Below are 21,058 nucleotides of genomic sequence, written 5' to 3' on the forward strand. Positions count from 1 at the left end.
CTTTTGCCTCTTGGGCAAAAAGTTTGCCCGGGCGGCACAAGAGGTGTCCACTGGGCACATGACCACCAGCCCAGCCGGTCCGCCCGCCGACCCCGGCGCTCCCGCCGAACCCGGCAGTTCCGCCGCCGCCGTCCCGGTCGCCCCCGCGGACGACCACGAGACGCCGGAGGTGGCCGGCCTCGCCCTGAGGCTGCGTGAGCACCGGCTCGGCAGCCGCCTCACGCTGGAGGTCGCCGCCGCCCGGGTCGGTCTCTCCCCAGCCTACTTGTCCCGACTGGAGACCGGGCGCCGACAGCCCTCCCTGCCCGTCCTGCTCGGCCTCGCCCGCGCGTACGGCACCTCCGTCTCCGGTCTGCTCGGCGAGGCGTTCACCGAGCCCGACCCGGTGGTGCGCGGCGGCGCGATCGAACCGGGCCGGGCCGGCGGCTGGGGCTACCGGCGGGCCGGCGCGCCCGGCCGGGCGATGCAGGCGCTGCGCGTGCACGTCCCCCCGGGCGTGCAGGACGCGGTGGTCCGGGTCCACCCGGGCGAGGAGTGGCTGTACGTGCTCCGCGGCCGGCTCCGGCTGACCCTCGGCGAGCGGGTCCACCTGCTCGACGAGGGCGACTCGGCGCACTTCGACTCGCTCACCCCGCACTGCATCGCCGCCGACTCCTCGTCCGGGGTCGAGCTGCTCTTCATGCACACCCTGCTGCAGAGCCCCGGCGGCGAACTCTGCCTCGGCGGCGGCCCCGCCGCCCCGCACCACTGACCCGACGTCAGGACATCCGGAGGAGATCCCCATGGCCGATCCCACCACCACCGAGACCGGGGCTGTGTCCGCCCCCGCCGCAGTCGCCCCCGCCCCCGCCGCCGCCGGGGTGCCCGCACCCGCGGCCGTGCGCGCGAAGCCGGCCAAGACCATCGACGCGGGCAAGCAGGCCAACCGCCGCATCGGCGTCCGCCTGGTGATCTACACCGTCGCCACCCATGCCTTCGCCGGCTTCATCCTGCTCCTCTTCGAGCTGGGCAACCGCAACAAGTAGCCCGCCGCCGAGGGTGGTTCAGCTCTCGCGGAGGATCCCGCAGAGGGCGTCCAGGGCGGCCGGGAAGGCGTGGTCGGACGGGGTCGCGTAGCCGACGACCAGGGCCGGCGGGGCGTCCGGTGCGTCGCCCGGTGTGTCGTTCGGCGAGGTGTCGGATGCGTTGTGCGGTGCGGCGTCCGGCCGGGCGTCCGGTGCGGCGGACAGGTCCAGGGCCCGTTCGGCGTCCGGCCGGGCCCGGTACCAGTCGAGCCCGGTGAGCACCAGGCCGGCCGCGCGGGCCCGCTCCAGCAGCTCCGCCTCCGGACGGGAGCCCGGCGGCAGCTGCAGGACGGCGTGCAGCCCGGCGGCGATCCCGGTGACCCGGACCTGCGGGGCCCGCTCGGCGAGCGCCGCGACCAGCAGGTCCCGGCGGCGCCGGTAGTGCAGCCGGCAGCGCCGCACATGCCGGTCGTAGCGGCCCGAGGTGATCAGCTCGGCGAAGGTCAGCTGGTCGGTCACCGGGCTCATGGTGTCCGCCAGGGCCTTGAGCCGGGCGACCGGTTCGACCAGCTCGTCCGGGAGGGCCAGCCAGGCCAGCCGCAGTCCGGGGGCCAGGCTCTTGGCGGCGGTGCCGCCGTACACCACGCGGTCCGGGTCGAGCGCCTGCATCGCGCCCAGCGGCTGCCGGTCGTAGCGGAACTCGCCGTCGTAGTCGTCCTCGATCACGTACCCGTCCCGCTCGCGGGCCCAGCGGACGGCCGCCGCCCGGCGGTCGGCGGCCAGCGCGGCGCCGCTCGGGAACTGGTGGGCCGGGGTGAGCAGCACCGCCCCCAGGTGCTCCGCGGTCCCGCCCGCCCCGCCCAGGTCGTCCAGCAGGTCGGTCCGGGCCCCGTTGCAGTCCAGCGGCAGCGGGGCGAGGCCGAGCCCGGCCGCGCGCAGCACCTCGCGCTGCGGCGGCAGGCCGTAGCCCTCGACCGCGATCCGGCCCGCCCCTCGCCCGCGCAGCGCGGCGGCCAGCAGGCCGAGGCCCTGGCCGAAGCCGGCGCACACCAGCAGCCGGTCCGGGTCGGTGCGCACGCCCCGGACCCGGGCCAGGTAGTCGCTGAGCGCCTGCCGCAGCTCGATCCGGCCGAGCGGCGAGCCGTAGTCGAAGGCGTCGTGCGGGGCGACGGCCAGGGCCCGGCGGGCGCTGGCCAACCAGGCGCTGCGCGGGAACAGCGAGAGGTCGGGCCGCCCGGCGAGCAGGTCGTGCCGCCCGGTGGGGCGGCGGTCGGCGCGGACGGTGGCGGGGCGCCCGGCGGGCCGGGGCGCGGCGCGTTCGGCGACCGTGGTGCCGGAGCCCGGCCGCGAGCCGAGCCAGCCCTCGGCGGTCAGCTGCCCGTACGCCTCGACGACGGTGTTGCGGGCGATGCCGAGGTCCTCGCCGAGCGCCCGGGAGGACGGCAACCGGGTGCCCGGGGCGAGCCGACCGTCCTGGACGGCCTCGCGCAGCGCGTCCTCCAGGGCGGCGCGCAGCCCGGCCCCGGCGGCCCGGCGTTCGGTGAGGTCGAGGTGCAGGTCGCCGCCGAACGCCGTCCACGGCGCGTTGGCGCGGGCCCGGGCGCCGCGGGCCTCGCGCGGCGCATCGGGGGAGACCTCGGGGGAGACGTCGGGAGCGGCTGCGGGGGAGACGTCGGGAGCGGCGGCGGAGGTGTCCCGGGGGGCGCTCCTGGGGGTGTCGGGAGCGTTCCGGGGGGCGCTCGGCACGGGGCCGGGGGTCGTTCGGGGGCGGCTCATGGCGGGATTATCCCCGCGCCCCCCGCGGCCCGCGGATCTCCGATACATTGCGCCGGACGCACGACCGCGGTGGGGGTGGCGAACATGGCTTACCAGTACGGGAGTTCAGCGGTTCCGCGGCGAAGAAGGCGCCCCGGCGGCGGGGGCTGCCTCGGCGCCTTCCTGATGCTGCTCTGCTGCGCGGTGCTGGGCTACCCGCTGGCCCTGCCGGTCCTGCTGCCGGCCCTGATGGGCGCCCAGACCCCGCCCCAGCACGTCACCCCGGGGCAGGTCGCGATCCTGGTCGCCGTCTCCTGCGCGGTCGCCCTGCTGCTGGACTGGCAGGCCGCCCGGGGCCGCCGCCGGGTCGCGCCCTGGGTGGTGCCCGCCCGGGCGGCCGTACTGGCCGGCGCCTGCTCGCTGCTCGCCCACCTGGTCGGCGTGTACGCGGTGCCGAAGCTCCTCGGCACCCAGGACCCGGCCGCGGCGAACGGCTACGCGCTGCAGTGCCTCGCCGTCGGGGCCTTCGCCTGGGGGTGGCGGACCTCGGTCCGCGCCTGGTCCGGCGACCTGCTGGTGCGGCCGCCGGTCCGCCCGGCCCGCGCCGGTACCGGGCGTTCCGCCACCCGCACCACCACCGTCTCCCGGCCCTCGGCGGGGGAGGTGTGGGTGGCGATGGTGCCGTTCCGGGACCGGGCGGAGGCCGCCCGGCACTACTGCGTCGTGGTCGGCACCCGGTCCGGCTACGCCGAGGTGCTGCAGATCACCAGCAAGGACAAGGACCACCGGGACGACTACATCCGGATGGAGAACGAGGGCTGGGACCGCACCGGCAAGGCCTCCTGGGTCGAGATCGGGATGGCCCCGCGCCGGGTGCCCTACGAGAGCTTCCTCTCCGACCACCCGCAGGGCCCGTGCCCGCCGCGGATCTGGCGGGAGATCCAGCGCCGCCAGTCCGCCCTCGGCGCCGCCCGGACCCCGTCCCCGGCCCCGTCCCCGGCCCCGCGTCCGCGCCCGGTCGGCGGTCCGGCCCCGTCCGCCCGCGGCCCGCGCCGCCCCCCGACCTCCGCCCGCGGCCGCCAGCCCTGATCCTGATCCCGGCCCGGACCCGGTTCAGCTCCAGGTCGCGCCGGCCGGCTCCTGGACGGTCGCGTTGATCCGGTTGAAGAAGTTCGTCAGCCCGATCATCAGGATGATCGCCGAGAGCTGCTCCTCGTTGAAGTGGTCCGCCGCCGCGTCCCAGACCGCGTCCGGCACCGCCTGGCCGGAACGGTCGGCGATCCGGGTCGCCGCCTCGGTGAGTTCGAGCGCGGCCCGCTCCTCCTCGTCGAAGAACGGAGCCTCCCGCCAGGCGGCGACGGCGTGCAGCCGCTCGTCCGTCTCCCCGGCCTTCTTGGCCCCGGTGACGCCGGCGAACACGCAGGCGCTGCACCCGTTGATCTGGCTGGCCCGCAGGTGCACCAGCTCCAGGATCCGGTGCGGGACCCCGCCCTGGTACATCGCCTTGTAGATGCTCTGGATGCCCTTCATGGCGTCCGGCAGGACCATGGCGGGGTTCTTCATGCGGGCGGTGTGGGTGGTCATCGGTGGATCCTCCGGGTCTGGTTCTGGGGCCGGGCCGTCCGCGTCCTCGTCACGCGGAGCGGTTAACGTCCGTCAAAGAACTGACGGATCCCGACGCGAGGATGTGACAGGTGGACGGGGAAGACTTTCTGGCGGCCCGCTTCGAGGAGCACCGGCCCCATCTCCGGGCGGTGGCCTACCGGATGCTCGGCTCGCTGAGCGAGGCCGAGGACGCGGTGCAGGAGGCCTGGTTCAAGCTGAGCCGCTCGGACGTGAGCGAGGTGGCCAACCTGGCCGGCTGGCTGACCACCGTGGTCGGACGGGTCTGCCTGGACCTGCTGCGCTCGCGGGCGGCCCGGCGCGAGGACCCGCTGGAGCACCAGGACGGCCAGGAGGTCCGACTGCCCGATCCGATCATCGGCGGAATCCGGGCCCTCGACCCCGAGCAGGAGATACTCACGGCCGACTCGGTCGGCATCGCGCTGATGATCGTCCTGGAGACGCTGGCACCGGCGGAGCGGCTCTCCTTCGTCCTGCACGACATGTTCTCGGTGCCGTTCGACGAGATCGCCCCGATCCTCGGCCGCACCGCCGCCTCCACCCGCCAGCTCGCCAGCCGCGCCCGGCGCCGGGTCCAGGGCGCCGCACCCGCGCCGGACGCCGACCTGGCGCTGCGCCGCGAGGTGGTGCGGGCGTTCCTGACCGCCGCCCGCGGCGGGGACTTCGAGGCGCTGCTCGCCGTCCTCGACCCCGATGTGGTGGCCCGCTCGGACGGCGGCACCCTGCGCCCCGCCACGCTCCGGCGCGGCGCGACCGAGGTGGCGAGCGGGGCGAGCCTGTTCGGGTCGCAGTTCACCGGCGAGTCCCGGATGGTGCTGGTCAACGGGGAGCCGGCGGTGGCCAGCTTCCTCGACGGCCGCCCGCTCTCGCTCGCGGTGTTCACCGTGCGCGGCGGCAAGGTCGTCGAACTCGACATCTTCACCGACCCGGAGCGGCTGGAGCGGCTCGGCCTGTCGGCCGCCTGACGCGGCCGTCCGACGCCGTCGGCCGGGCCGTGGGACACCCCCGCGGCCCGGCCGGCGGCACACCCCTACCCCCCGTCGTCCCCGTGCGGCAGGATGTCGAAAAGATCTTGTCCAGGGATGTCGAGGCCCCGCGGCCCGCTCCGACCGAAGGGTGAGAGCGCGCCGAACGGGGCGCACGGACCGGGAGGACACCCGAGATGAAGTACATCGCCATGATCTACGGCAACCAGGCGAAGTGGGACGCGTTCCCGGCCGAGGAGTGGCCGGCGGCGATCGCCAAGCAGGAGGCCTTCAACACCAAGTACCGCGAGACCGGCGAACTCCTCGGCGCCTACGGCCTCGCCGACGCGGCCGCCGCCCAACTGGTCCGCCGCGCCGAGGGCCTGCCGGTCGTCACCGACGGCCCGTACCTGGAGACCAAGGAGTACCTGGCCAGCTTCTACGTGCTCGACTGCGAGAGCCTGGAGCGCGCCCAGCGGATCGCCGCCGACATGCCGTACGCGGACGTCGACCCGGTGGAGCTGTGGCCGATCCTGCACGAGTCCCCGTCCCCCGACACGGCGGACGTGTGAGCGGCGGTCCACTCCCCGCCTTGGGCGGCTCCGACGGCCTGTTGGGCGAACCGGGCCGCTCCGACGGCCTGCTGCGCGAACCGGGCGGCCTTGAGGGTCTGCTGCGCGAACCGGGCGGCCTCGAGGGTCTGCTGCGCGAACTCGCGCCGCAGGCCCTCGGGGCGCTGGTGCGCCGCCACGGCCGGGGCCTGTTCGACGCCTGCGAGGACGCCGTGCAGGAGGCCCTGCTGGCCGCCGCCACCCAGTGGCCGGCCGACGGCCTGCCGGAGAACCCGCGCGGCTGGCTGGTGACGGTCGCCTCCCGGCGGCTGGTCGACGCCGTCCGCAGCGAGGCGGCCCGGCGCCGCCGCGAGGACGCCCTCGCCCTCGCCACCCCGCAGTCGGCCCTGCTCGGCCCCGCCCCCGACGCGGCGGCCGACGCCGACCGGGACGACTCCCTGCACCTGCTGTTCCTCTGCTGCCACCCCGAACTGTCCGCGCCCAGCCGGATCGCCCTCACCCTGCGCGCCGTCGGCGGTCTGACGACGGCCCAGATCGCGGCCGCGTTCCTGGTGCCCGAGTCGACGATGGCCCAGCGGATCAGCCGGGCGAAGCAGACCGTCCGCTCCTCCGGCCTGCCCGCCCGGCAGCAGGCCGAGCGCCTCGCCGAGGTCCGCCAGGTCCTCTACCTGATCTTCAACGAGGGCTACACCACCAGCGGCGGCGAGGACCTGACCGCCCCCGAACTGTCCACCGAGGCGATCCGGCTGGCCCGGCTCCTGCTCCGGCTGGCCCCGGACGACCCCGAGACCGCCGGACTGCTCGCCCTCATGCTGCTCACCGACGCCCGCCGCCCCGCCCGCACCGGCCCGGGCGGGGTCCTGGTGCCGCTGGCGGAGCAGGACCGTTCCCGGTGGAACCGGCCCCTGGTGGAGGAGGGCGTGGACCTGATCGGCCGGACCCTGCCGCGCGGCCCGGTCGGTCCCTACCAGGTCCAGGCCGCGATCGCCGCCGTCCACGACGAGGCGCCGGACGCGGAGTCCACGGACTGGCCGCAGATCCTCGCCCTCTACGACGTGCTCGAGGGCTTCGGCGCCAACCCCTTCGTCACCCTCAACCGGGCCGTCGCCCTCGCCCTGGTCGACGGCCCGGCGGCCGGCCTGGCCGCGCTCGCCGCACTGGAGCAGGACCGGCGCCTCGCCCACCACCACCGCCTCCTCGCCACCCGCGCCCACCTGATGGAACTGCTCGGCGACCCGACGGCCGCCACCGCCTACCGCGAGGCCGCCCGCCGCGCCACCAGCGCCCCCGAACGCCGCCACCTCACCGAGCGGGCCCGCCGACTGGAGACCTCGCAGCCATGACCGAACGCACCGTGATCCGCGACGACGTCACCCTCGTCTGCCACGACCGGGGCGGCGACGGCCCGCCGCTGCTCCTGCTGCACGGCCTGGCCGGGTACGGGGGCGAGTGGGACACGTTCGCCCGGCAGCTCGGGCCGCGGTTCCGGGTGGTCACCGTCGACCAGCGCGGCCACGGCGCGAGCACCCGCCGCCCGGCGGACGTCTCCCGGGCGGCCCACGTCGCCGATGTGGTCGCCGTGATCGAGCAACTGGACCTCGGCCCGGTGACCCTGCTCGGCCAGTCCTACGGCGGGCACGCCGCGATGCTGACTGCGGCCGCGCACCCGGAGCTCGTCGAGCGCCTGGTGATGGTCGAGGCCGGACCGGCCGCCGGCTCGGTCCGGACCGTCGCCGACATCGGCGCCTGGTTCGCCTCCTGGCCCACCCCGTTCGCCACGGCCTCGGCCGCCGTCGAGTTCCTGGGCGGCGGCCCCGTCGGCGAGGCCTGGGCGGCCGGGCTCGAAGAACGCGCCGGCGGCCGGTACCCGCGCTTCGACCCCGACGTCATGGTGGCGGCCCTCACCGACAACACCCACCGCTCCTGGTGGCCCGAGTGGAGCCGGATCGCCTGCCCCACCCTGGTCGTCCTCGCGCAGTCCACCATCATCGACGCCGAGCAACTCGCCCGCATGCACCACGACCGCCCCGACAGCGTCCTGACCAGCATCCCCGGCACCACCCACGACCTCCACCTCGAACGCCCCGATGCCCTGGCGGAGTTGCTCGAAGCCTTCTGCACCACCGGAGCCGGCTCCCGCTAGCCCGACCCTGGCCGCACGCCGTCCGGTTCCTCCCCGCGCGCGCCGCGCGGGAAGTCGGACCCGCCGACTTCCCGCGCAGCCGCCGCCCGGCGCGCTGCGTCCTCGGGGCTTTGAGGCGTGCAGAAAGGTTTCCTCTGGGTGTGGTGCTGGTGCGGTGGAGTGGAAAGTCGGCCCGTCGACTTCCTGCGCGGGCGCTGAGCCCGGGCCGGCGGGGGTGCGGCGCCGATTCTCCGCATGGGAGGTCGACGCTGCCGACTTCCTGCGCAGCCGCTGCATGCTCGGGCCCCCGAGCCGTGCAGAAGGGTCTTCCTTGAGGTGTGGTGTTGGTGCGGTGGCGTGGAAAGTCGGCCTCGCCGACTTCCTGTGCGTCCGCCTGCCCGCCGTCACGCCCGTGGTGCGGAGATGGTGCGTGCGGTGCGGTGCCGTTGGGCGGCGTGGAAAGTCGATGCGGCCGACTTCCTGCGCAGCCGTCGCCCGCTCGCTGTGTCCCTGAGCCGCCGCTGCGTCGTGCAGAAAGGTTTCCTCGGGGTGTGCTGTCGGTGGGGCGGCGTGGAAAGTCGGCTCCTCCGACTTCCTGCGCGGCTCCCCGCCGTCGAGCTTCGGGCGGCCGATGTGCGGTGTGGAGGTGGTGCGTGCGGGTGCGGTGGGCAGCGCGGGAAGTCGACGCTGCCGACTTCCTGCGCGGGCGCAAAGCCTGGGTTCTCGGGGGTGCGGTGCCGATTCTCCGTGCGGGAAGTCGATGCCGCCGACTTCCCGCGCAACCGTTGCCGCTACCGGAGCTGTTCGGTGGCCGGTCGCAGCCGGGTGTGCAGGTGGCCGTCGAGGGGGTAGGCGGGCGGGGTCGCGGTGAGGACGCGCTCGAAGGCGTACCCGCTCTTCTCCGCGACCCGGCAGGAGGCAGCGTTGTCCACCTGGTGCAGCAGTTCGAGCCGCTGGAGCCCGCCCGGGCCCAGGGTGTCGAAGGCCCAGCCGGTGAGTGCCTCCAGCGCTCGCGGCGCGAGGCCCCGGCCGCGGGCGGGGGCGGACGTCCAGTAGCCGACCTCGGCGGTGGGCCCGCCGGGCGAGACCCGTTTGAGCACGAGGTTGCCCAGCGGCGGTTCCGGCTCCGCGCCCGGCCGTGCCTCCAGGACGGCGAAGGAGAACCGGTGCCCCGCAGCCCAGGCCTCCTGTTGGGCGCCGACCCAACGGAGCGCGTCCGCCTCGTCGTCGACGACCGAGGTCGTCCAGCGGCGCAGCACCGGGTCCCGGTACACCTCGACGAGTGCGGGCGCGTCCTCGCTCCGCCAGGGCCGGAGCAGTAGAGCAGGGGCGGACGGGGTGGCGTCGACGTGCAGGACCACGGTGTCGTTCACTGGAGGATCGTATCCGGGGGCTCGTCCGACGCCTGGTCAACGACGTTGGCACCGCGGGCCGATGGGGGTGCCGCCCGTCTGGAGGCGCGTGACAGACTGAGCGGCAGACGGACAGTTCGTTCGAGTAGGACACGGGGGCGGGCATGAGCGGTCGGGGGACCGTGCTCGGAGGGCGCTACACGCTGACCGAGCGCATCGGCGGCGGCGGGATGGGCGCCGTCTGGCGGGCCGAGGACTCGGTGCTCGGGCGGCCGGTGGCGGTGAAGATCCTCCACCCGGCGCTGCTGGCGGACGTGATGTTCGCCGAACGCTTCCGCCGCGAGGCACGCATGCTCGCCCTGCTGGACCACCCGGGCATCGTCGACGTGCACGACTACGGCGAGGAGGAGCCGCCGGACGCGGACGGTGACCGCCTCGCGTACCTGGTGATGGAGTTGGTCGACGGCCGGCCGCTGGACCGGGTTCTCACCGCGGACGGCGCCTTCCCGCCCGCCCGGGCGCTCGGACTGCTCGCCGAGGCGCTGGACGCCCTGCACGCCGCCCACCGGCGCGGCATCGTGCACCGCGACGTCAAGCCGTCCAACCTCATGCTCCGGGCCGACGGCCGGGTGACGGTCACGGACTTCGGCATCGCCCGGTCCATGGCCGGGACCAGGCTCACGGCCTCGCACGCGGTGATCGGCACCGCGCTCTACATGGCTCCGGAACAGGCCGAGGGCAAGGCGGTCACCCCGGCCGTCGATCTCTACGCGATCGGCGTGGTCTGCTACGAACTGCTCGTCGGCAGGCCGCCGTTCACCGGCGGGGGCATGCTGGAAGTGGCGCTCAAGCACCTGCGCGAGCCCGCGCCGGAGCTGCCGGGGGACATCCCGCCGGCGGTGCGCGCGTTCGTCGCGACGGCGCTGGCGAAGGACCCGGGCGAGCGCTTCGCCGACGCGGCCGCGATGGCGGCGGCGGCCCGGGCGGCGGCGGACGGCGAAGGGCCGTCGGCGCTCCCGGCGCCTGCCGTCGCGAAGCCCGCCGTCGCGAAGCCTGCCACCGCGGAGCCTGCGGCCGTGGAGGCTGCCCCCGCGGAACCTGTTGCCGCCGTTGCCGCCGTCGCTCCCGTCGCGAGCACGGAACCGGCCGGACGGACGCGCAGGCGGGGTTTCCTGGTGCCGGTGGTCCTGCCGATCGTGATCTCGGTCGGGACGGCCACCGTGCTGCTCGTCGATCGCGGGCCGTTCACCTCGCAGGCACAGGAGCCGAGTTCGCCGCCCGCGGTCACGGTGACCATGACCGCCTGGCCGGCGGGCGCGTCGCCGACCGGCGGCCAGGCGCTGGCCCCGACCCCGTCCGCCGTCCCGACCGTGCCGGGCGCACCGACCGGTTCGTCCTCCTCGGCCGCGCCGGCCGCGAAGTCGACCACCCCGCCCACGGCCCCGCCCACGACTCCGCCGCCGGCCTCCGCGTCCCGGCCGGGCGGGTCCCCGTCGGCCGCCCCGAGCGCCCCGCAGCCGCCCCAGCAGTCACCCGCCCCGGCCCAACAGCCCACCCCGGCGGCTCCGTCCGCCAACGCGACCACCGCGCCCCCGGCCGCTGTCCCCCCGGCGACCACCGCCCCCGGCGGCGCCCCGGCGAGCGGCTGCGGCGGCACCAACTGGGGCTACATCACCAATGTCGCCGACGGCCTCCGGATGGGTCTCTCCCAGGACAGCCTCGCCGGCGGCCAGGCCGTGGTCATGGGCGGCGCGACCGCCTACGGCTGGGTCCACACCGTCCCCAGCAGCTGGCACCAGTTCAACCCCTGCAAGCTGAGCGCCCCCGTCCTGGTGCAGGAGATGGACGGCCGGGTGGCCCTGTCCAGCGGCTTCAGCTTCCTCACCAACTGGACGGTCACGGCCGCGACCACCCCCGGGGCCTTCTACCTGAAGGACTACATGGGCCAGAACTGCCTGACCGACAACGGCGCTGGCGCCCAGCTCACCATGACCGCCTGCACCCCCGGCAACAAGTCCCAGGAGTTCCGAATCCCCTAGCGGGCGCTAATGGCTACTAGTGGCTGTTAAGGGCTGGACGTCGGCGCTGACGATGTGCCAGGATCGTCCTGCGGCCGACCGCAGGGGGCGGCCGCAGGAGGGGAGGACCCAGTCATGTCCCAGGAGAACCCGGAGTACGTGTCGGTGCCGGTGCCGGCCCACCTCGTCCCGGCCGTGTACGCCTTCATCGCCGAGCGCAGCGGTGTCGGCGCGGGCGCCGCCGCGTCCACCGCCGCGGACCTCGCGATCAGGTCCCCGCAGGGCGAGCAGCAGCGCCGCCGCGACGAGTGGACCGTCGAGGACCTCCGCACGCTGATCAGTGACCGCCGTGACTCCGTCCAGGTGGTCGTGGCCATTCTCGACATCCTCGCCGAGCGGCCCGGCACCCGGGTGGGCTACGGCGACCTGGCCGGGGCGCTGAAGCTCGACCGCACCCGGCTGCGTGGCGCGCTGTCCGGCTTCACCCGCGTCCTGAAGGCCCACTACGAGCGGGAGTTCTGGCCCATGTGGTGGACCGAGGTGCCGGCGGGCGAAGGCCGGGGGAGCGAGTTCGTGTATTACGTCAGCGACGTCGTCGCGAGGCGCTGGCGCGAGGCCCGCACCGAGGCCTGAGCGGCGGTGAAAGGTGCCGAGTGGCGGTCAACGCCACTCGGCACCCGCCGTCCGGCCGTCACTGGGCGCCGCTCACAGCTCCACCTGCCGCCAGCCGTCGCCGCCCGCTCCTGCCGGGGCGGGGGAGAAGTCGTAGCGGACGCCCTCCGGGCCGAGGGCGAGCAGGGAGATCGAGGAGGAGCCCCAGATCCGGCTGTTCCCGAAGTCGCGCCGCTGGACCAGGGCGGCGGGCGCGTCGAGGGGCAGCCCGTCCCCGGTGACGATCGGCAGCCAGGCGCCCCAGGCCCGCTCGGTGCTCGGGTCGTCGAGCGACGGCAGCGGGCGGGGCTCGGCCTCGAACCGGGTCCGGAAGTGGTCGGCGCGGGCGGCCATCAGTGTGCGGATCCGCTCGGAGGCGGTGCGGTTCTCGGCCAGGCCCTCCGGCCCGTCGTTGAGGACCACGCTCAGCCCGGTCGGCAGGTGCACTTCGACGAGCCGGCCGCCGGTCCCGCCGCCCCAGCTCAGCACCCGGGCGCCGTCGGGGCGGACGACGACCAGGTGGAACGGGTCGTACCGGTCGAGGTCCAGGGTGTCGATCCGGCCGCCCCGGGCGGCGAGCAGCGGAAGTTCGCCGCGCGATAGCCGGGCGGCTTCCGGCGCCGAGGTGCCGAAGCCGTTCAGCAGGTAGGCCGCGACCGGTCCGGCGCCGCCGGAGCCCGTTCCGCCCGGCTCCACCGCGAGCCACGTCCCGCCGGCGACCAGGTCGAGTCCGCCGACCGCCGAGGGCTGCGCCGGCCAGTGGTGGCCGGGCGGCGACCAGCGCCGTCCCATGTACTCGTCCCGCACCGACAGCAGCAGTACCGGCACCGCCGCGGACGGCTCGATGCTCACGAACGCCGTACACACGTCCTGTCCCCCTGACCTCGCCCTCCCCGCGATCCTCGCACGCCTGTTCGCCGATCGGGAGGGGCAGGTCATGCGGGCGTCCGGGGTGTTCAGGGCGTCCGGGAAACCCCGGACGCTTTGGCGCCCAAGATGCTCCCGGGCTCTTGGCCCTACCCCCCGTTCCACCGCACTCCGTATACTCCGCACGCTTTGCAAAGTGCACTTTGCAAAGCGTGCGGAGACCCGAGCCCTCCCCCTTGCTCCGCCCCGATGTGGACCTTCCCCGCTCTTCCCCGTCTTTCCCCGCCCTCCTCCGCACTTTGCAAAGTCACACTTTGCAAAGTGCGGAGTGCAAAGCAGGGACGAGGGGAGAGAGTGGGAGTGAGCAGGGGAGGGCGGGCGGCAGCGGCTGCCGCAGCGGTTGCCCGCCACCGGAGTGGCCCACGATTTCCGCGCCCGAACGTACCGAAGCGTCAGGCCACCACGCCCCTAGGCTGAGCGCTATGACGACCACGAACAACACCCCCGTCACCCCCGCCGACACCCCGGTCCCCGCGCCCGCCCAGCGCATCTCGCTGCCCGACCTCGCCCCCGACTTCTACAAGGCGATGATCGGCCTGGACCGCCGGGCCCGCCAGGGCGTGGACCCGGTCCTCGCCGAGCTGGTCAAGGTGCACGCCTCGATGATCAACGGCTGCGCCTTCTGCATCGACATGCACAGCACCGACGCCCTCGGCCACGGCGAGCAGAACCACCGCCTGCTCTCCCTCCCGGCCTGGCGCGAGACCCCGTGGTTCACCGCCAAGGAGCGCGCCGCCCTGGCGCTGACCGAGTCCTTCACCCTGCTCACCCAGGGCCATGTGCCGGACGCCGTCTACAACGAGGCGGCCGCGCACTTCGAGGAGGCCGAGCTGGCGCAGCTGATCGCGCTGATCATCACCATCAACGCCTGGAACCGGATCGGCGTCGGCACCCGGCTCAGCCCGGCCGCGAAGTAGCGGGGCGGCGGACGATGACGGTCGAGCAGCGGGAGAAGGCCCGCGTCCTGCGTGAACTCCACCGCCCGGGCGAGCCGCTGGTGCTCGCCAACGTCTGGGACGCGACGAGTGCCCGGCTGGTCGCGGTGGCCGGGGCGCGGGCCCTCGCCTCCGCCAGCGCGAGCGTCAGCTGGGCGCTCGGCAGCGCCGACGGCGAGAGCGCCGACCGCTCTCGAGTGCTGGCGCAGACGGAGCTGATCGTGCGGGCGGCCGGCCCGCTGCCGGTCACGGCGGACCTGGAGCGCGGGTTCGCGGAGACCGCCGCGGGCGTCGGCGGGACGGTCGGAGCACTGCTCGCCACCGGCGCGGTCGGCGTCAATCTGGAGGACGGGGGCCGGCCGGTGGCCGAGGTGGCCGAGCGGATCGCGGCGGCCCGGGCGGCGGCGGACGCGGCCGGGGTGCCGCTGTTCGTCAACGGCCGCACCGATGTCTTCCTGCACGCCGGGGGCGCCGCGGACCCGGCGGAGCTGCTGGACGAGGCGGTGGCCAGGCTGCGGGCCTACGTCGAGGCGGGCGCGGACGGCGTGTTCGCCCCGGGGGTGTCCGATCCGGCGGTGATCGCCGCACTGGTCGGGGCCGTCCCGGCGCCGCTCAATGTGCTGGCCGGGCCGGGCTCGCCGTCGGTGCCGGAGCTGGCGGCGCTGGGCGTGGCCCGGATCAGTCTGGGGCCCGGTCTGGCGAAGGCGGCGTACGCGGCGGTGCGCCGCGCCGCCGAGGAGGTGTACGGGGACGGAACGTACTCCGCGCTCGACGGCGGGCTCGACTACGGGGAGTTGCAGGGGCTGTTCGTCAGCCGGTGAGCGCGCCGAGGGTGCCGAGCGTGCCCACGGCGTGGTTGACGATGTTGCCGTTGGAGCAGGTGGTGGGCCCGGCGCCGTGGCTGCCGAGGGCGGGGACGGCCGCGAACTCCTGCAGACAGGCCGCGGCGGCCGCGAAGTCCGGCCCGGTCGCCGCGCCACCACTGGAGCCCGAGCCCGAGCCCGAGCCCGAGCCCGAGCCCGAGCCCGAGCCCGAGCCGGAGTCCGGGCCCGAGTCCGCGGCGAACGCGGCGGTCGGTGCGGCGGCCAGCGCCAGCGCGGCCAGCAGGAGCGCGCCGGGTCGCCGCACGCCGCTCACAGGCCGTGCCCGATCTCGCCGCTGAGGCCCGGGTGGGTCATCTGGTTGGTGCCGATGGCCTCGATCTCGCTCGCCGTACCGCCGACCACCGGCAGGTCCTTCGCCTCGTGCAGCAGCAGGTCGGCGGGCGAGAGGGTCATCCCGTTGGACAGGCCGCCGAGCGCGTCCGGGGAGGCCGCGGTGGAGGTGGCGGCGGACGCGGACGGCACGGCGGCGGCGAGACCGGCCACGGTGAGGGCGGCCAGGGTGGCGAGTTTCTTCATGAACCCCCCAACGACCCGGCCGCCCCGAGGTCACCGCGGCCCGCGCGGCGACCGGCGGGTCAGACCGTGACCCGCAGCGTGCGCACGCTGTTGCTGACGAACGAGGCGATCGGCTCCGGCTCCGGCCCGTCCGCGAGCGCGAGCCGGGGGTAGCGCTCGAACAGGAACCGCAGCGCCGTCTCCGCCTCCAGCCGGGCCAGCCCCGAGCCCAGGCAGAAGTGCGGGCCGTGCCCGAAGGACAGGTGCCGGTTCGGCTGCCGGCCGAGGTCGAAGCGGTCGGCGTCGGGGTAGTGGGCCTCGTCCCGCCCGGCGGCCGCGTACGAGGCGAGCAGCGCCTCGCCGCGCCGGATCACCACGTCGCCGACCTGGATGTCCTCGGCGGCGTAGCGGAGCGGGAACTGTCCGACCGGCGAGTCGTACCGCAGCGTCTCCTCGACCACGGCCGACCACGGCACCGTGCCGTCCAGCACCGTCCGCAGCTGCTCGGGGTGGGCGAGCAGGGCGCGCACCGCGTTGGTGATCAGGTTGAGCGTGGTCTCGTGTCCGGCGACCAGCATCAGCAGCAGGGTGCCGACGAGTTCCGGCTCGCCGAGCCGGTCGTCCTCCGCGCGGGCGGCGATGAGGTCGGTGGTGAGGTCGTCACCGGGTTCGGCCCGCTTGGCGGCGACCACCGAGGCGAGCAGCGCGAACAGCGACTGCTGCGCGGCGGCGGCGGCCCCGGGGGTGGCGGAGCTGGAGACCAGGATGTCGGACAGTTCGTGCAGTTCGTCCTGCTGCTTGGGCGGCAGGCCGAGCAGTTCGCCGATCACCTGCATCGGCAGCGGGTAGGCGAAGTGCTCGCGCAGGTCGAACGCGCCGTCCAGCTCGCCGATCCGGTCGAGCAGGGCGGTGGTCCTGGTCTCGACGGCGGGCTGCAGGGCGGCCACCCGGCGCGGGGTGAAGGCCTGGGTGACGAGTCCGCGCAGCCGCCGGTGGTCCTCGCCGTCGACGGTGATCATGCCGGGGACGGTGACGAAGTTGATCAGCGGCCAGCCCTCGGGCAGCCGGCCCTCCCGGAACTGGGTCCACAGCTGCGGGTTCTTGCCGACGCGGGGGTCGGCGAGGAGCTCCTGGAGGGTGTCGTGGTGGGTTATCGCCCAGACCACCACCCCGCCAGGGAGTTCCACCAGGACCGCCGGGCCGGCTCCTCGGAGCCGGGCGTTCTCCCCGTGCTGGTCGCGTCCGAAGGCGTCGAGGAGGACGGGCTCGGGTCTTCCGTCGCCGAGGCCGTCGCCGAGGCCGTCGCCAGGGACGTTCCCGACGCCGTCCCCGGCGTCTGCGGAGTCTGCGGTATCTGCGGCGGTGTCCATGCGGAGGGCCTCTCGGGAGCTGGCGGGCGGGGCGGGGTGAAGGCGCTGTAGAGCACCGGCAGGCTGATCAGGGCGCGCGACCAGGGGGACGGGCGCCAGGCCAGCTCGTGCGGGGGGACGGCGAGTTGGAGGTCCGGCAGGCGGTGCAGCAGGGTCTCGACGGCGGTCTCGACGATGATCCGGGCCGGGTGCTGGGCCGGGCAGACGTGCTTGCCCGCGCCCCAGGCCAGGTGGGCCCGGTTGCCGCCGATCGACGCGTGCCCGATCGACGCGTGGCCGTGGGCGCCGGGGCCCTGGGCGGCCGGGTCGGCGTTGGCCGCGGCCAGGCCGAGCACGAGCATGTCGCCGCGGGCGATGAACTGGCCGCCGAGCACGGTGTCCGAAGTGGCCCACCGGCCGGGGAAGTTCTGCGTCGGCGGGTCGCGCCAGAGCACTTCCTCCAGCGCGTCGGCGACGGTCAGCCGGCCGCCGGTGAGGGTGGCCCGGAAGCGCCGGTCGGTGAGCAGCAGCCGCAGGGTGTTGCCGGTCCAGCAGATGGTGGTCTCGTTCCCGGCGATCATCAGCACCACCAGGTGGTGCACCGCTTCCTCGTCGGTCAGCCCGGCCGGGTGGGCGAGCAGCCAGGAGGTGAGGTCGGCGCCGGGTGTGGTGCGGCGCTGTCGCACCAGGTCGACCAGGAGGGCCTGGAACTCCTGGTTGGCGCGCACCGATTCGGGGCCGCTGTCGGCGATGTGGCTGATCAGCCGGATCAGGTGCGCGCCAGCCTCGTCGGGCAGGCCGAGCAGTTGGGTGAAGACCAGCAGCGGTAGCCGGCGCGCGTACTGGGCGACCAGGTCGGCGGTGCCGTCGGGTCCCCAGCTGTCGATCAGCGCGTCGGCGGCGGCCTCGGTGGTCTCGCGAAGCTGCCGGTGGTCGACCCGGGCGAGGGTGTCGGCGACGGCGGCGCGCAGGCGCTGGTGCTCGGCGCCGTCCAGGTTGAGCAGGGTGGGGCGCCAGGAGGTCATCGGCTGGAGCCGGGAGTCGGCGGCCAGCCGGCCCTCGGCGGGGACCCGCCAGCGGCGCGAGTCCTTGGAGAACAGCGCCTCGTTGCGGGTGAGTTCGAGCAGTTCGGGGTAGCCGAGCACGAGCCAGGACTCGACCCCGGGTTCCAGCTCGATCGGTGCCACCGGGCCGTACTGGGCGCGCAGCCGGGCGTACAGGCCGTGCGGGTCGTCGGCGACGGCGGAGCCGTAGAGCGGGGTGAGCGGCACTCCGACCGGCAGTCCGCCGGGCAGGGTGCCGCCGTGGGCCGCGGTCGGTGGGACGCCGCCGTGGCCCGTGGCGGGGGGCACGCCGCCGCCGGCCGCGTGCGCGGGGCACCCGGGCGGCGGGACGGCCGTCGTACCGGGCTCGGGAACGGTCATCGCTGCGGCTCCAGGACGGAGGTGCGGTACAGGTGGTCGACGAAGTCGATCAGCAGGTCGTACGCGGCCCGCCGGTCCCGGGCGTCGCAGTACAGGATCGGCGCCCCGGGCAGCAGGTCCAGCGCCGACCGCAGCTCCTCCTCCGGGTAACTCGGGGTGTCCGGGAAGGTGTTGACGGCGACCGCGAACGGGATCTGCTGCTCCTCCAGCCGTCCGAGCACGTCGAAGCTCTCGTCCGGACGCCGCAGGTCGACCATGGCGATCGCGCCCAGCGCGCCGCGCGACAGGTCGTCCCAGAGCGGCCAGAACCGCTGCTGTCCGGGCGTGCCGAACAGGTACAGCGCGAGCCGGGGGTTGAGGGTGATCCGGCCGAAGTCCAGCGCCACCGTGGTGGTGGTCTTGCCGCCGCGCCCGGTGAGGTCGTCCACGCCGCTGCTGGCGGCTGTCATGGTCTCCTCGGTGCGCAGCGGGGAGATCTCGCTCAGTGAGCCGACCAGGGTGGTCTTGCCGACCCCGAACGGGCCGGTGACGAGGATCTTCACCGCGCCCTGGACGGACGGCGGCAGGTACTGCGGTGCGGCGGGCGGGCCGGCGACCGGGTCAGCGGAGTTGGCGGAGGCCAACGAGCACCTCTTCCAGAAGAGTGGTGGGCAGGCGTTCGGCCTGCGGAACGGGCGGGAGTACCTGGACGGCGCCGAGGTCCCAGAGATCGCCGACCAGGACCTTGACGACCCCGAGCGGCAGCCCCAGGTGGGCGGCCACCTCGGCGATCGACAGCAGGCTGTGGCAGAGGTCGAGGATCCGCCGGTGCTCACGGTTGAGCAGGGCGTGCTCGGGGAGTTCGGGCCGGTCCGCTAACGCGACGACCAGGCTCTCGAACGCCAGTTCGGTGCGGGTGGGCCGGCTGCGGCCGCCGGTGATGACGTAGGGGCGGACCGGACCGCCGCCGCTCACCGCTGGCCCCCCGCCGCGAGATCGGCGCGCGGCGGGCTCGTGAGGTGGGTGCCGATCCGCTCGACCAGGACCTGCATCTGGTAGGCCACCAGGCCGGCGTCGACGTCGTCGCCGGTCACCACCGCCAGGTGGGCCCCGGCCCCGGCGGCGACGATGAAGAGGTAGCCGCCGCCGTACTCGATCACGATCTGCCGGGTCGCGCTGCCGCGGCCGCCGAAGCCCTGGGCGACACCGCGGGCCAGCGACTGGAGGCCGGAGCAGGCCGCGGCGAGCCGCTCCGCGTCCTCGCGCACGATGCCCTCGCTCCGCCCGATCTCCAGGCCGTCGTTGGACACCACGACGGCGTGCTGGACCTGCGGGACGTTGACGATGTCGGCGAGCAGCCAGCCGAGGTCAGGGGTGGTGGTCATGGAACTCTCCGGAGCGCTGGGGAAGCTGGGGGGAAGGGGGAAGGGAAGGGTCGTGCGGGTCCTGGGAGCCGGTCCGGGCGGCCGAGCGGCCGCCGGCGGTGCCGGCCTGGAACATCGACATGAACGCCTGGGCCTGCTGCGCCGAGCGGTACGGCGGGGCCGGCGGCGGGGTGGGGGCGGCGTTGGCGGCGTGCCGGGTCGCGGCGCGGCCGCGGCGGTGGCTGCGGCGGGGCAGCGGCGGCGGTGCGTCGTCCGGTGCGGCGCCGGGTGCGGCGTCGGTCGACGGGTAGCCGGTGACGGGCGGGTACACGGGCGGGTACCCGGTGGCCGTCGCGGGGTCGTACGGCGCCGGGTCGTCCAGCTCGTACGGGACCCCCTGCGGTGCGGGCGGGGAGTACGGCGGGTACGGGGAGTGCGGCGTGTACGGCCGGTAGGGCTGGTACGGGTCGTGCGGTGCCTGCGGCGACTGCGGTGACTGCGGTGCGTGCGGCTCGTAGGGCGCGTGCGGGCGGTCCACCGGGACGTCCGGGTACGCCGCCGCGGCGTCCGGGTACGCGCCCGGCTCGGCCGGGTCGGGTCGGGCCGGGGGGACGGCCCGCCCCCGGGGCCCGGACCGCGCGGGCGCGGCCGATCCCCCGAACACCGCGTCGCCCCGGCCCAGGCCCGGCACGGTCGGCGGCAGCGGTTCGGTGAGCAGCGCGTTCGGCAGCAGCACCACGACCCGCACCCCGCCGTACGGCGAGGGCGCGGAGCCGATGGTGACCCGGAACCCGTACTGCTCGGCGAGCCGGCCGACCGCCGCCAGGCCGAGCTGGGGCACCTCGCCGAGGCGGGAGACCTCCAGCGTGGACCCGCCGGCCAGGGCGTCGGAGGCCTTCTCGACGGCGGGTTCGGGCATCCCGACGCCGCCGTCGTCGATCTCGATCACGGCCCCGTTGTGCACCGGCATCAGGGTGACGTACACCTGGGTGCTGGGCGGGGAGTAGCGGGTGGCGTTGTCCAGCAGCTCGGCCACGGCGTGGATCAGCGCCTCGGCGGCCGCGCCGACCACGGCCGTCTCGATCCGGCTGCGGATCATCACCCGCTGGAACGGCAGGATGCGGGACTGGGCGCCGCGCACGACGTCCTCCAGCGAGACCGGCTCGGGCCAGTGGCGGCCGGCCCGGGCTCCGCAGAGCACGGCCAGCGTCTGGGCGAGCCGGGCCTGTTGGGCGGCGGCGTGGTCGGCCTTGAGCAGGCCCTCCAGCAGGGTCGGGTCGTCGTGGGTGCGCTCCATCTCGTCCAGCAGGGCCTGCTGGTCGTGCGCCATGACGAGGATCCGGCGGGCCACGCTGAGGAAGGCCCGCTGGGTGGAGGCGTTGAGTTCCTGGTCCTGCTGGGCGGCGGCGAGTTCGGTGCCGCGGCGGGAGAGTTCGGCCGCGAGCTGCTCCCGGAGGCGGGTGATCTCGTGCTGCTGCTGGGTGACCCGACGGCGCTGGGTGGTGGAGACCGCCCGGTAGCGGGCGGCGGCCACCAGGGCGAGAGCGGCGAGCACGCCTGTTGCCGTTGCGCACCACTGAGTCATCGTCACGCGGCGAATTCTAGGGCGATGATCCTACGAAGGTGCGACCGGATCTCG

The 21,058-nt window shown here is 75.1% G+C and carries 23 protein-coding genes; 11 read left to right on the plus strand and 12 right to left on the minus strand.

All coding sequences use genetic code 11. The features are described 5' to 3' along the window. Nucleotides 1–58: 58 nt before the first annotated feature. Both IF01_RS0135845 and IF01_RS48700 read left to right on the plus strand, forming a co-directional pair. Entirely contained in the window at nucleotides 59–751 is a 693-nt protein-coding gene (locus IF01_RS0135845) for a helix-turn-helix domain-containing protein (protein WP_078880599.1), read from the plus strand. A gap of 31 nt (nucleotides 752–782) precedes the next feature. Continuing rightward, nucleotides 783–1,025: a DUF6126 family protein gene (locus tag IF01_RS48700; RefSeq protein WP_030397813.1), complete on the plus strand. Its 243-nt coding sequence runs from the start codon at nucleotides 783–785 to the stop codon at nucleotides 1,023–1,025. A gap of 18 nt (nucleotides 1,026–1,043) precedes the next feature. On the opposite strand, the gene pdxR is transcribed toward IF01_RS48700, so the two are convergent. After that, a complete protein-coding gene (gene pdxR, locus IF01_RS0135855; protein ID WP_078880600.1) occupies nucleotides 1,044–2,780 on the minus strand; it encodes a MocR-like pyridoxine biosynthesis transcription factor PdxR in 1,737 nt (578 codons plus the stop codon). Between the two features lie 84 nt (nucleotides 2,781–2,864). Here pdxR and IF01_RS0135860 point away from each other — a divergent pair, with 84 nt between their 5' ends. Beyond that, entirely contained in the window at nucleotides 2,865–3,848 is a 984-nt protein-coding gene (locus IF01_RS0135860; RefSeq protein ID WP_157855448.1) for a hypothetical protein, read from the plus strand. 24 nt (nucleotides 3,849–3,872) lie between these two features. Here the strand turns inward: IF01_RS0135860 and IF01_RS0135865 are convergent, their stop codons facing one another. Next, nucleotides 3,873–4,343, minus strand: a complete 471-nt coding sequence (locus IF01_RS0135865; RefSeq protein WP_233290091.1) for a carboxymuconolactone decarboxylase family protein — start codon at nucleotides 4,341–4,343, stop codon at nucleotides 3,873–3,875. 110 nt (nucleotides 4,344–4,453) lie between these two features. Between IF01_RS0135865 and IF01_RS0135870 the strand changes: the two genes are divergently transcribed. From IF01_RS0135870 to IF01_RS0135885, 4 genes are all read left to right on the plus strand, one after another. Next, nucleotides 4,454–5,347 carry a sigma-70 family RNA polymerase sigma factor gene (locus IF01_RS0135870; RefSeq protein ID WP_030397817.1) on the plus strand — a complete coding sequence of 298 codons (894 nt, stop codon included), beginning with the start codon at nucleotides 4,454–4,456 and terminating at the stop codon, nucleotides 5,345–5,347. 197 nt (nucleotides 5,348–5,544) lie between these two features. After that, nucleotides 5,545–5,919 (plus strand): YciI family protein, encoded by a 375-nt coding sequence (locus tag IF01_RS0135875; protein ID WP_030397818.1) that lies wholly within the window; start codon nucleotides 5,545–5,547, stop codon nucleotides 5,917–5,919. Nucleotides 5,920–6,020: 101 nt separating this feature from the next. Then, a complete protein-coding gene (locus IF01_RS0135880) occupies nucleotides 6,021–7,262 on the plus strand; it encodes an RNA polymerase sigma factor (protein ID WP_030397819.1) in 1,242 nt (413 codons plus the stop codon). After that, nucleotides 7,259–8,062 carry an alpha/beta fold hydrolase gene (locus tag IF01_RS0135885; protein WP_037782437.1) on the plus strand — a complete coding sequence of 268 codons (804 nt, stop codon included), beginning with the start codon at nucleotides 7,259–7,261 and terminating at the stop codon, nucleotides 8,060–8,062. The genes IF01_RS0135880 and IF01_RS0135885 overlap by 4 nt, the downstream gene beginning before the upstream one ends. 770 nt (nucleotides 8,063–8,832) lie before the next feature. Here the strand turns inward: IF01_RS0135885 and IF01_RS0135890 are convergent. Next, nucleotides 8,833–9,414, minus strand: coding sequence for a GNAT family N-acetyltransferase (locus tag IF01_RS0135890; RefSeq protein WP_030397821.1), 582 nt, complete (start codon nucleotides 9,412–9,414; stop codon nucleotides 8,833–8,835). Between the two features lie 143 nt (nucleotides 9,415–9,557). Between IF01_RS0135890 and IF01_RS48705 the strand changes: the two genes are divergently transcribed. Next, the gene (locus IF01_RS48705; RefSeq protein ID WP_051756871.1) at nucleotides 9,558–11,432 is read left to right on the plus strand and encodes a serine/threonine-protein kinase; all 1,875 of its coding nucleotides are present in this window, start codon (nucleotides 9,558–9,560) and stop codon (nucleotides 11,430–11,432) included. A gap of 114 nt (nucleotides 11,433–11,546) precedes the next feature. Then, nucleotides 11,547–12,044, plus strand: coding sequence for a hypothetical protein (locus IF01_RS0135900; protein ID WP_030397823.1), 498 nt, complete (start codon nucleotides 11,547–11,549; stop codon nucleotides 12,042–12,044). A 72-nt stretch (nucleotides 12,045–12,116) separates the two neighbouring features. Here the strand turns inward: IF01_RS0135900 and IF01_RS0135905 are convergent, their stop codons facing one another. Next, nucleotides 12,117–12,914 (minus strand): NRDE family protein, encoded by a 798-nt coding sequence (locus tag IF01_RS0135905; RefSeq protein ID WP_051756873.1) that lies wholly within the window; start codon nucleotides 12,912–12,914, stop codon nucleotides 12,117–12,119. Between the two features lie 497 nt (nucleotides 12,915–13,411). Between IF01_RS0135905 and IF01_RS0135910 the strand changes: the two genes are divergently transcribed. Both IF01_RS0135910 and IF01_RS0135915 read left to right on the plus strand, forming a co-directional pair. Continuing rightward, on the plus strand, nucleotides 13,412–13,906 hold the full coding sequence (locus IF01_RS0135910; protein ID WP_030397825.1) for a carboxymuconolactone decarboxylase family protein: 495 nt from the start codon (nucleotides 13,412–13,414) through the stop codon (nucleotides 13,904–13,906). A gap of 14 nt (nucleotides 13,907–13,920) precedes the next feature. Next, complete coding sequence (locus IF01_RS0135915; protein ID WP_030397826.1) at nucleotides 13,921–14,745, plus strand: isocitrate lyase/PEP mutase family protein; 825 nt, start codon at nucleotides 13,921–13,923, stop codon at nucleotides 14,743–14,745. On the opposite strand, the gene IF01_RS0135920 is transcribed toward IF01_RS0135915, so the two are convergent. From IF01_RS0135920 to IF01_RS44600, 8 genes are read right to left on the minus strand one after another with little or no spacing between them, the layout of a single operon-like run. Then, the gene (locus IF01_RS0135920; protein ID WP_157855449.1) at nucleotides 14,735–15,052 is read right to left on the minus strand and encodes a hypothetical protein; all 318 of its coding nucleotides are present in this window, start codon (nucleotides 15,050–15,052) and stop codon (nucleotides 14,735–14,737) included. The genes IF01_RS0135915 and IF01_RS0135920 overlap by 11 nt on opposite strands. A 5-nt stretch (nucleotides 15,053–15,057) precedes the next feature. Then, entirely contained in the window at nucleotides 15,058–15,324 is a 267-nt protein-coding gene (locus tag IF01_RS0135925; RefSeq protein WP_030397828.1) for a hypothetical protein, read from the minus strand. 59 nt (nucleotides 15,325–15,383) lie between these two features. After that, nucleotides 15,384–16,490 carry a cytochrome P450 family protein gene (locus IF01_RS0135930; RefSeq protein ID WP_233290092.1) on the minus strand — a complete coding sequence of 369 codons (1,107 nt, stop codon included), beginning with the start codon at nucleotides 16,488–16,490 and terminating at the stop codon, nucleotides 15,384–15,386. Further along, nucleotides 16,454–18,076, minus strand: a complete 1,623-nt coding sequence (locus IF01_RS50505; protein WP_063764388.1) for a cytochrome P450 — start codon at nucleotides 18,074–18,076, stop codon at nucleotides 16,454–16,456. Before IF01_RS50505 ends, IF01_RS0135930 begins: the two co-directional genes overlap by 37 nt. Continuing rightward, nucleotides 18,073–18,699: a GTP-binding protein gene (locus IF01_RS0135940; protein WP_051740650.1), complete on the minus strand. Its 627-nt coding sequence runs from the start codon at nucleotides 18,697–18,699 to the stop codon at nucleotides 18,073–18,075. Before IF01_RS0135940 ends, IF01_RS50505 begins: the two co-directional genes overlap by 4 nt. Next, nucleotides 18,677–19,030, minus strand: coding sequence for a DUF742 domain-containing protein (locus IF01_RS0135945; RefSeq protein ID WP_030397832.1), 354 nt, complete (start codon nucleotides 19,028–19,030; stop codon nucleotides 18,677–18,679). Before IF01_RS0135945 ends, IF01_RS0135940 begins: the two co-directional genes overlap by 23 nt. Continuing rightward, the gene (locus tag IF01_RS0135950) at nucleotides 19,027–19,440 is read right to left on the minus strand and encodes a roadblock/LC7 domain-containing protein (protein WP_030397833.1); all 414 of its coding nucleotides are present in this window, start codon (nucleotides 19,438–19,440) and stop codon (nucleotides 19,027–19,029) included. Before IF01_RS0135950 ends, IF01_RS0135945 begins: the two co-directional genes overlap by 4 nt. Next, nucleotides 19,424–21,004 (minus strand): sensor histidine kinase, encoded by a 1,581-nt coding sequence (locus tag IF01_RS44600; RefSeq protein ID WP_078880602.1) that lies wholly within the window; start codon nucleotides 21,002–21,004, stop codon nucleotides 19,424–19,426. Before IF01_RS44600 ends, IF01_RS0135950 begins: the two co-directional genes overlap by 17 nt. Nucleotides 21,005–21,058 lie beyond the last annotated feature (54 nt).

Origin of the sequence: Kitasatospora purpeofusca, assembly GCF_000718025.1 — a bacterium.
In the GTDB taxonomy this organism is placed as follows: Bacteria; Actinomycetota; Actinomycetes; order Streptomycetales; family Streptomycetaceae; genus Kitasatospora; species Kitasatospora purpeofusca.